Annotated in this window: 10 protein-coding genes; 7 read left to right on the top strand and 3 right to left on the bottom strand. The window is 72.7% G+C overall.

Features of this window, described 5'->3' with window-relative positions; genetic code table 11:
* Positions 1-172, bottom strand: a 172-nt coding sequence (locus ACI79P_RS13900; protein WP_456581648.1) for a helix-turn-helix domain-containing protein, incomplete at its 3' end; no start/stop codon positions are given.
* Between the two features lie 131 nt (positions 173-303).
* On the opposite strand from ACI79P_RS13900, the gene ACI79P_RS13895 reads away from it, so the two are divergent.
* Positions 304-447, top strand: coding sequence for a hypothetical protein (locus ACI79P_RS13895; protein WP_456581646.1), 144 nt, complete (start codon positions 304-306; stop codon positions 445-447).
* 152 nt (positions 448-599) lie between these two features.
* A complete protein-coding gene (locus tag ACI79P_RS13890) occupies positions 600-1,562 on the top strand; it encodes an Lsr2 family DNA-binding protein (protein ID WP_456581645.1) in 963 nt (320 codons plus the stop codon).
* 33 nt (positions 1,563-1,595) lie between these two features.
* Here the strand turns inward: ACI79P_RS13890 and ACI79P_RS13885 are convergent, their stop codons facing one another.
* Together ACI79P_RS13885 and ACI79P_RS13880 are read right to left on the bottom strand one after the other, a co-directional pair.
* Positions 1,596-1,973 (bottom strand): type II toxin-antitoxin system death-on-curing family toxin, encoded by a 378-nt coding sequence (locus tag ACI79P_RS13885; protein ID WP_456581644.1) that lies wholly within the window; start codon positions 1,971-1,973, stop codon positions 1,596-1,598.
* A complete protein-coding gene (locus ACI79P_RS13880; RefSeq protein WP_456581643.1) occupies positions 1,970-2,173 on the bottom strand; it encodes a ribbon-helix-helix protein, CopG family in 204 nt (67 codons plus the stop codon). The genes ACI79P_RS13885 and ACI79P_RS13880 overlap by 4 nt, the downstream gene beginning before the upstream one ends.
* 208 nt (positions 2,174-2,381) lie before the next feature.
* On the opposite strand from ACI79P_RS13880, the gene ACI79P_RS13875 reads away from it, so the two are divergent.
* The 5 genes from ACI79P_RS13875 to ACI79P_RS13855 all read left to right on the top strand — a co-directional run bounded on the left by ACI79P_RS13875 (position 2,382) and on the right by ACI79P_RS13855 (position 8,012).
* A complete protein-coding gene (locus tag ACI79P_RS13875) occupies positions 2,382-3,683 on the top strand; it encodes an exonuclease domain-containing protein (RefSeq protein ID WP_456581642.1) in 1,302 nt (433 codons plus the stop codon).
* Positions 3,680-5,332 (top strand): NERD domain-containing protein, encoded by a 1,653-nt coding sequence (locus tag ACI79P_RS13870; RefSeq protein ID WP_456581641.1) that lies wholly within the window; start codon positions 3,680-3,682, stop codon positions 5,330-5,332. The genes ACI79P_RS13875 and ACI79P_RS13870 overlap by 4 nt, the downstream gene beginning before the upstream one ends.
* A 76-nt stretch (positions 5,333-5,408) precedes the next feature.
* Positions 5,409-6,482, top strand: a complete 1,074-nt coding sequence (locus ACI79P_RS13865) for an EcsC family protein (RefSeq protein WP_456581640.1) — start codon at positions 5,409-5,411, stop codon at positions 6,480-6,482.
* 232 nt (positions 6,483-6,714) lie between these two features.
* Positions 6,715-7,146 (top strand): hypothetical protein, encoded by a 432-nt coding sequence (locus ACI79P_RS13860; protein ID WP_456581639.1) that lies wholly within the window; start codon positions 6,715-6,717, stop codon positions 7,144-7,146.
* Positions 7,143-8,012: an NUDIX hydrolase gene (locus tag ACI79P_RS13855; RefSeq protein WP_456581638.1), complete on the top strand. Its 870-nt coding sequence runs from the start codon at positions 7,143-7,145 to the stop codon at positions 8,010-8,012. The genes ACI79P_RS13860 and ACI79P_RS13855 overlap by 4 nt, the downstream gene beginning before the upstream one ends.
* The last annotated feature ends 128 nt before the right edge of the window (positions 8,013-8,140 follow it).

The raw sequence follows: 8,140 nt of genomic DNA, 5'->3' as shown, positions 1-8,140 counted from the left end.
GGTCGACCAACCCGGCCTCGCCCTCGTCCTGGAAGCGGGTGACCCAGGTCCGCACGCACTTGCGCGAGAGCCCCATCGCCGCCGCGATGTGCGCCTTCTTCCACCCGTTCTGCCACCGCTGGACGATCAGTTTCCGGCCGTGGAACGTGGTGCGGGCATTACCGTGGGACACGAGAACCTCCGGGCGGATGTGGGCCTTAGACAAGCCACACCCCACTCGGAGGTTCTTCTGCGTTCAAGTCCGGCCGCCGTCACCAACCTGATGGCCGGGTACACCTAGACCAGCCGTACCTCGTCGCCGAGATGGCGGAGGCCATCGCCTCCCACCGGCGCCGGTCGTTCCGCTGGTGCCGTACCTGCCGCCGGGCCACCGCGCCCGAGTCGTTCGTCGCCGCGCAGAGCTCGTGCGAGCAGTGCGTCTACGCCTTCGGCGACGGGGAGGAGTAGTCCTCACAACCTGATGGCGGGTCGGCGAGGCGACAGCTCTGCCGGCTCGTGACCGGCATGAGCGGGCCAGGCGGGGGACGCGGTAACCACGCTCACGCGCTGACCACCGACTGGGAGCGCAGGTGCTCGACGCCTCGTGCCAGGCTGGAGCCGTGGTCGACGACCTGCTCATCGCGCGCAACCCCGACCCCGCATCCACGCTGCCCTACCTGGTGCGCATCCCGCTGGGCCCGGCGGGCGTCGTCGTCAAGGCCAAGCAACCGTGGCCGCGGGCGGCCAAGGTGTACTGCCACCGGGCCGAGGAGTGGCCGGCCGACGCGGAGATCGTCGAACGGCACCCCGTCCGCTCCTGCTCCCGCCGTGGTCCCGCGATCGACCTGGTGCTGGCTCGCGCACGGGAGAACCGCTCGCAGCTGGTCATCACCCGGGCCCGCGGCCGAGAGGTGATCTTCTGGCAGTCGCCCCGGACGACGAAGCAGGCCCGCCCCGGAGTGCACCTGCCCAACGCCCGGGCGCACGGCCAGGTGCTCGACATCCTGGTCGACAGCGGCGAGAAGTACCCGTACACGTTCGGCGGCCAGCAGGCCACCACCCGGCGGCAGCGGCTCGCCGCCGGTGACTACGCCGTCGAGCTCGACGGAGACGTGGTCGCCGCCGTCGAGCGGAAGACCCTCGAGGACCTCGCCGGCAGCCTGCTGTCGGGGAAGCTCACCTACGCCCTCGCCGAGCTGACGGCGCTGCCGCGCGCCGCCGTCGTGGTGGAGGACCGCTACAGCCGGCTGTTCAAGCTGCCGCACAGCCCCGGCGCCCGGGTCGCCGAAGCGCTGGCCGAGGCGCAGGCCCGCTTCCCCTCCGTGCCGGTCGTCTTCTGCGAGACCCGGCCGCTGGCACAGGAGTGGACCTACCGCTGGCTCGGCGCCTGCCTCGCCGAGCTGGGTGCGGCGCGTGCCACCGAGACGGTCGAGGGCTCGTTCGCTCCTGGCCGGCCGGTGCCGGCCCGGCCCGCGTCGTCCGCCGAGATCCGGGCCTGGGCCCGGACGCAGGGGATCGAGGTCAGCGATCGCGGCCGGATCCCGGCCGACCTGCTCCGTCGCTATCACCAGTCGGCGGGCTGATCGGTGCGCCGTCCGCGGCCGAGGAGCCGAGCGTCAGGCCCAAGGCTGGGTGCCCGCGGCCAGGCGCGCGGCGATCGGCTGGACCTCGTCGAGGTCGCCGGCTGAGACCGCGATCACCAGGTCGTAGGCCTCGTCGTTCGACAGGGTCAGCCGGAGACCGTTGAGACCGTAGAAGGCGATCGTCCCCGCCAGCGCCAGACGCTTGTTGCCTTCCACCAGCGCGCGGCTGCGGGCCAAGGAGTGCAGGAGTGCCGCCGCCTTGGCGTGGATCGAGGGGTAGGCATCCTCACCGAACGCGGTGGCGCGCGGCCGCGCCAGGGCCGACTCCAGCAACCCGGCGTCGCGCACCTGCACCTCACCCAGCGTGCCGGCCGCCACGTGCAACAGGTCCTCCAGGTCGAGGTGGATCACTGGCCGAGGCGGTCGAGGGCTTCGGCGTACTGGGGCAGCTCCTCGTCCAGCACCCGGTCCAGCAGCTCCCGCTTGCTGGTCCGCTCGATGTAGTCGCGCACCGCCTGCCGGGCGACCTCCTGCATGGAACGCCCCTCGAGCTGCGCCCGGCGGCGCAGCGCGTCGGTCTCCTGCTCGTCGAGGCGAAGGGTCATGGCCATGCGGCAGATGATATCGCGCTTGATACCAATCGCCCTGCGACAGGAGGTGCAGACGACCCACGCGGACCGCCTGCGGGTGCCCTGGGGCTGGTGTGGCAGAAGCGGACCGGTTCGGCCCGAAACCCGCGGTTCTGTCCTCCCGCCGTGTCATGGTCCGCGCGTTCGTACCCCTCGGTCGACGTCCGGCCGCGAGCGCGAAGGAGCCGTCGTGACCGTTGCCGTCGTCGACGTGGAGACCACCGGCCTGTCCCCGCGGACCGACCGGGTCGTGGAGATCGGCGTCGTCCTGCTCGACGACCGCGGTGAGGTCGAGGCCGAGTTCGAGACCCTGGTCAACCCTGGCCGGGACGTCGGCCCCACCGCGCTGCACGGCATCAGCGCCGGCGACGTCGTCGACGCACCGGCCTTCGCCGACGTCGCGGCGCACCTGCGCTCGCTGCTCGCCGGGCGGGTGCTCGTCGCCCACAACGCGCTGTTCGACCTCCGCTTCCTCGCCCGCGAGTTCGGCCGCGCCGGTCAGCCGACCGCCCTGTCGCCGACGCTGTGCACGATGCGCCTGGCACCGCTGTTCTTCGGCTCGGGCACCCGGTCGCTCCAGGCGCTGTGCGGCTTCCTCGACATCCCGCTGGTGCACGGCCACGCCGCGCTGCACGACGCCCGCGCCACCGCCGAACTCATGCTGGCCATGCTCGCCTCCGACCTCGGCGGCGGGTCGCTGGCCGGCGCCGGGGTCCGCGTCGACTTCGCCGACGACGGCAGCTACCGCGGCTTCGAGGCGCTCGACGGTGGCTGGACCGACCTGGTCGCCGCCGCGAGCGCGGACGTCGACGGCAGCACCTGCCCGCCGTGCCGGACGCTCCCCCGCGAGGCCGCGACCGCCGCCGTCCGTGAGCGGGACGGCTACCTCGCCGGTCTCGTGGCCGCGCTGCCGGAGCTGGACGACGCCCCGCCCAGCATGGCGCCGTACCTGACCGTGCTCGACCAGGTGCTGGAGGACCGGCTGGTCTGCGTCGCCGAGGCCGACCAGCTGGTCTCGCTGGCCGGCGAGCTCGGCTGCGGGCCCGACCACGTCACGGCCGCGCACCGCATCTACCTGGAGGCGCTGGCCACCGCCGCGTACGCCGACGGCGTGGTCACCGACGGGGAGCGGACCGATCTCGAGCGCGTCGCGGCGCTGCTCGGCATGCGGAGCAAGGACGTCGACCTGGCGCTGTCGGTCGTCCGCAGCGGCGCGCAGGTCTCGCTGCCCCGGCGGGCCGAGGTCTTCGGGCCCGGCGACCGGGTCGTCTTCACCGGCGCGATGAGCCGCACCCGCGACGAGCTCGAGCAGGCCGCCCGGGATGCCGGCCTGCGGCCGATGTCCTCGGTGTCGAAGCAGACCGGCGCCCTGATCTGCGCCGACCCGTACTCGCAGTCGGGCAAGGCCAGCAAGGCGCGGGCGCTCGGCGTCCGAGTGATCAGCGAGGCGGTGTTCTGGGAGGCGCTCTCGGTGACGGGGGCGCGCGCGTGACCGCCCGGCTGTTCCCGGACGATCCGGAGTTCGCCCACGCCTCCGAGGAGCTGTTCGTCCGGAACCTGCGCGACCAGCTGCCCGACGACGCCGCCGTCTTCTGCAACGTCCGGCTGAGCGACGGGCAGCAGGACCGCGAGGCCGACGTCGTCGTCGCCTGGCCGGGCGTGGGCGTCGCCGTCGTCGAGGTCAAGGGCGGCAGCGTGACGCTGCAGCGGGGGGAGTGGCGGCAGGGCGGGGACGGCACCGACCACGTGATCCACCCGGTCGACCAGGCCGTCGCCTGCAAGTACCTGCTGTGCGGCTACCTCGCCGATCACCCGCGCTGGTCCGCCGGCCGGCCCCGGACGGCGCACCTCGTCGCGCTGCCGGCCACCACGCTGGCACCGGACTTCATGGCGCCCGGCCTCGCCCGCTGGATGGCGATCGACACGACCGACGTCCCGCACGCCGCCGCCCGGATCAGGGCCGCGCTCGAGAAGGTCCGCGACGAGCCCGACCCGCCGACCGCCGAGGACGTCGAGGCGCTCCTCGACTGCCTCGCCGGCACCCTCATCCCGCAGCAGCACCTGCTCGCCCAGCTCGCCGAGCGCGAAGCCGCCTGCGACCTGCTCACCCGGGACCAGGCGAAGGTCCTCGACCTGCTGGCGTCGTTCTCCCGGGTGGAGATCCGGGGCGGCGCCGGCTCGGGGAAGACCTGGCTGGCCGTCGAGAAGGCCCGCCGCCTCGCCGCGGACGGCCAGCGGGTGGCGGTCATGTGCTACTCGCGGGGCCTGGCCGAGTTCCTCAAGCGCCGCGTCGAGACGTTGCCGAAGCGGCAGCGGCCGGCCTACGTCGGCACCTTCCACAACCTCGGCATCGGCTGGGGCGTGGAGCCGGGCTCGGACGACGACAGCGGCTACTGGGAGGAGTTCCTGCCCGCGGCGATGGTGTCGCTGGCCGCGGAGCTCCCGGAGGGTGAGCGCTTCGATGCGATCGTCGTCGACGAGGGGCAGGACTTCGCCCAGAGCTGGTGGGACGCCGTCCTCGCGGCGCTCCGGGACCCCGACACGGGCTCGCTGTACGTCTTCTCCGACGAAGGGCAGCGGATCTTCGCGCGGCAGGGCCGGCCGACCGTCGACCTGATGCCCATCCCGCTCAACGAGAACCTGCGCAACACCAAGCAGATCGCCGGCACCTTCTCCAGCCTCGCGCCGGAGCAGATGAAGATCCGTGGCTCGTCCGGTGTGCCGGTGCGGTTCGTTCAGTGCGCCACGGAGGACGCCGTCGACGCGGCCGACGACGTCGCCGACGAATTGCTGGACGACGGCTGGCCGCCCGAGTCGGTGGCGCTGCTGACCACGCATCGGCGGCACCCCGTCCAGGTGGAGCGGCAGGCCGAGGGCCAGGACGCCTACTGGGCGACCTACTGGCAGGACGACGACGTCTTCTACGGCCACGTGCTCGGCTTCAAGGGGCTCGAACGGCCGGCCGTCGTGCTGGCCGTCAACGGCTTCCGGGACGAGGCGCGCGCCAAGGAGATGCTCTACGTCGCGCTGTCCCGCGCCCGCGACCTGCTCGTCGTCTGCGGGGACCTCGACCTGATCCGACGCGTCGGCGGGGAGGCGGTGGCCCGGCGGCTGACCGCGGGAAACGGAGAATCCAGGTGACCAAGTCCGCGGTCACCGAGGACCACAAGCATGCGTCGGACCCGATCTTCCCGACGACTCACAGGCAGGACCACAGATGACGGGGGACCAGATGTCGAACGAGATGGCGCCGTACGAGGAGCGTGCGTGGGGGGACATCGTCGAATGGCGTGAGCATCGGCTCACTGCACGGACGCGGCGAGTGCTGCCGGCCGCCGTGCGAGACCGTGCGGTGAAGGCAGGAGAGACCGCGAAGGACAAGTTCGAGGCGCTGCCGGGTGCGCAGGCGTTCGAGGCGAAGTTCCTGGAGGCGCTCAACGGCCTGGGCGACTTGGGCGCGCGGACGGCGATGGCCAGTGTGCGCGACAACGCGATCATCGAGGCCTACCGGAAGCGCGGGCACACCGTCGATGACCTCGACGACATCCGCAAGCTCGACCTGCAGGTCATCGACCGCGTGAAGCCGAAGCTTGGGCTGGCTTACGCCTCCGGCGCCACCGCGGAGGGCGCGGTCGCCGGCCTCGCCGTCTCAGGGGGGCAACTGCTCGCCACGGCCGGCGGCGTGTTCGGGGTCGGCGCCGGCGGTGCTCCCGGTGCGGCGACCGTCATCGGGGCGATGGCTGGCGACGCCGTTGCCGTGCTTCTGGGAGCCAATCGTGCCGTGGCGCACATCGCCGCTTACTACGGCTACGACGTCGACAAGCCGGACGAGCGGCTGTTCGCGCTGGCGGTGCTCGGCATGGGCACCGCGACAGGCGCTGGCAAGGTGGCCGCATATGCGGAGATCAACAAGCTCGTCCAGATGCTGGCCCGCCGAGCGACCTGGGAGCAGCTTCGCAAGAACGCGGTGACCCGCGTGGTCGAGCAGGTCTTTGCCCGCATCGGCATCCGCATCACCCAGCGCAAGCTCGGCCAGGCTGTGCCGATCGTCGGCGCCGTGTTCGGCGCGGGGATGAACGCCAAGCTCTTCACCAGCGTGACCGACGACGCCGAGCACATCTACCGCGAGCGCTTTCTGCGGGAACGCTACGGCCTCCCGGCGTTCGACACGTTGGCCGCCAGCGGCGGGGGCAGGGAGAAAGCCGACGTCATCGACGTGGCTGAGCTGCTCGGCGAGGAACTCGACAGGGCGGACGATGGCGACCGTTCGACGGAGGACGTCGAGACCTGACCGGTGGCCCTGAGGGAGAGCGCGTGACCCTGGTCCGGCGGTCGGTCCGGGAGGACATCCCCTCCCGGCCGCGAAGGGTCGGCTGAGGCACTGGTGAGGTCGTACGGCGAGCTGCCTTGCCCCGGTACGCGCGCGGCTGACCGGCGCCCCGCCATACTCGGGGCGGGTCGGCTCTGCCATGCGGCGTCGCATGTTGGGGGACGGTTGCAGAGTTGGATCGAGGAGGCGCCAGGTGCACGACGCGCTGTCTCGCCATCTCGACCAGGCGGCATGGCCGGTCGGGCGCCGGCGCCGCATGGTTGACGGGCTCCGGCTGTTGCAGGAACTCGCCCGCGGGGGTGCTGCGCCGGTGACCTACAAGGACTTCGCCGAACTGGTGCAGCCGGGCTTGGCGCCGCTCGCCGCGGCACGGGTCCTCAGCGACATCGGCGAGTTCTGCAACGCCGCCGGCTGGCCGAACGTGACGTGCTTCGTCGTCTCGGCACGGACCGGCGAGTGCTCGCCTGGATGCCGGCAGATCGGCGAGGAGGGGCCGGTCGTCGCGCGGGAGCGCGCCTGGGTCAGCTACGGGATCCGCCGGGACGGGCCGCTGGTCGATTCGGTCGCCGACCGCCCCGACCCTCCCCGACCGATGCGGCGTTCCGTGCATCCGCTGCGAGCATGACGGCCATGGCCGCCGATCGGAGGGAACTCGTCGAGCGGTACCTGCGCGGTGAGACCGACGTCGTCGAGCCGCGCGATGCCGCCAGCGTCGTCCTCCTCCGCGACGGCGCGGCCGGCCTCGAGGTGTACCTGCTCCGGCGCCGTCCCACGATGGCTTTCGCTCCGGGCATGCACGTCTACCCGGGCGGCTCGGTCGACCCCCGTGACCGGGAGGCAGCCGAGCACTGGACCGGGCCACCGCCCGCCGAGTGGGCGGCGGCCTTCTCCTGTGACGCCGAGTTGGCGACCGCGCTGGTCGCGGCGGCGGTACGCGAGACGTTCGAGGAGTCCGGCGTCCTGCTCGCCGCGCACCGGGACGGCACTCCGGTCACCGACACGACGGGGGAGGACTGGGAGCGTGACCGGCTGGCGCTCATCGAGGGCACGCTGGCACTCAGCGACTTCCTGGCCGCGCGGCGCCTGCTGCTGCGCGCCGACCTGCTGCGCCCCTGGGCCCACTGGATCACGCCGGAGTGGTCGGCCCGCCGGTTCGACACCCGGTTCTTCCTGGCCTCACTCCCGGCAGGCCAGCGCACCCGCGACGTCGGCGGCGAAGCCGACCGGGTGACCTGGCTGCCGGTCGCTGACGCCTTCCGGAGGTTCCGCGACGGGTCGCTGACCATGATGAACGCGACCGCATCGACCGTGCGCGACCTGACCGCGCACCCGGACGTCGCCTCCGCGATGGCCGGGTCGCGCCGCATCCGGCCGATCATGAGCCGTCCGGTGCTCACCGACGGCCGCCTCGACTACCTGTACGACGGGGACGACGGCCCGGCTCCGCTGGCCGAGCTGGTCGAGCCGCTAGGGGATACGACGTCGAGCTGAGCGGCGGCAGCTGACCCGGCGACGCCGACCCAACGAGCAGCCTCGCCCCGGTGAGCGGCTCGGTCGTTGGTCCGGCCGACCGTGCCGATAGACAAGAGGCAAGCCGTTCCCGAGTCAGGAAGCTCCCC

Source organism: Blastococcus sp. SYSU DS0510 (assembly GCF_054050835.1).
The sequence above is the reverse complement of the archived record's forward strand: the minus strand, read 5'-3'. Positions and strand labels throughout refer to the sequence as shown.

What these genes read in the sequence shown, in the direction of transcription:
- ACI79P_RS13865 (WP_456581640.1), top strand. Translation starts at nt 5,409, where the DNA reads ATGACGGGGGACCAGATGTCGAACGAGATGGCGCCGTACGAGGAGCGT.
- ACI79P_RS13855 (WP_456581638.1), top strand. Translation starts at nt 7,143, where the DNA reads ATGACGGCCATGGCCGCCGATCGGAGGGAACTCGTCGAGCGGTACCTG.
- ACI79P_RS13880 (WP_456581643.1), bottom strand. Translation starts at nt 2,173, where the DNA reads ATGGCCATGACCCTTCGCCTCGACGAGCAGGAGACCGACGCGCTGCGC.
- ACI79P_RS13895 (WP_456581646.1), top strand. Translation starts at nt 304, where the DNA reads ATGGCGGAGGCCATCGCCTCCCACCGGCGCCGGTCGTTCCGCTGGTGC.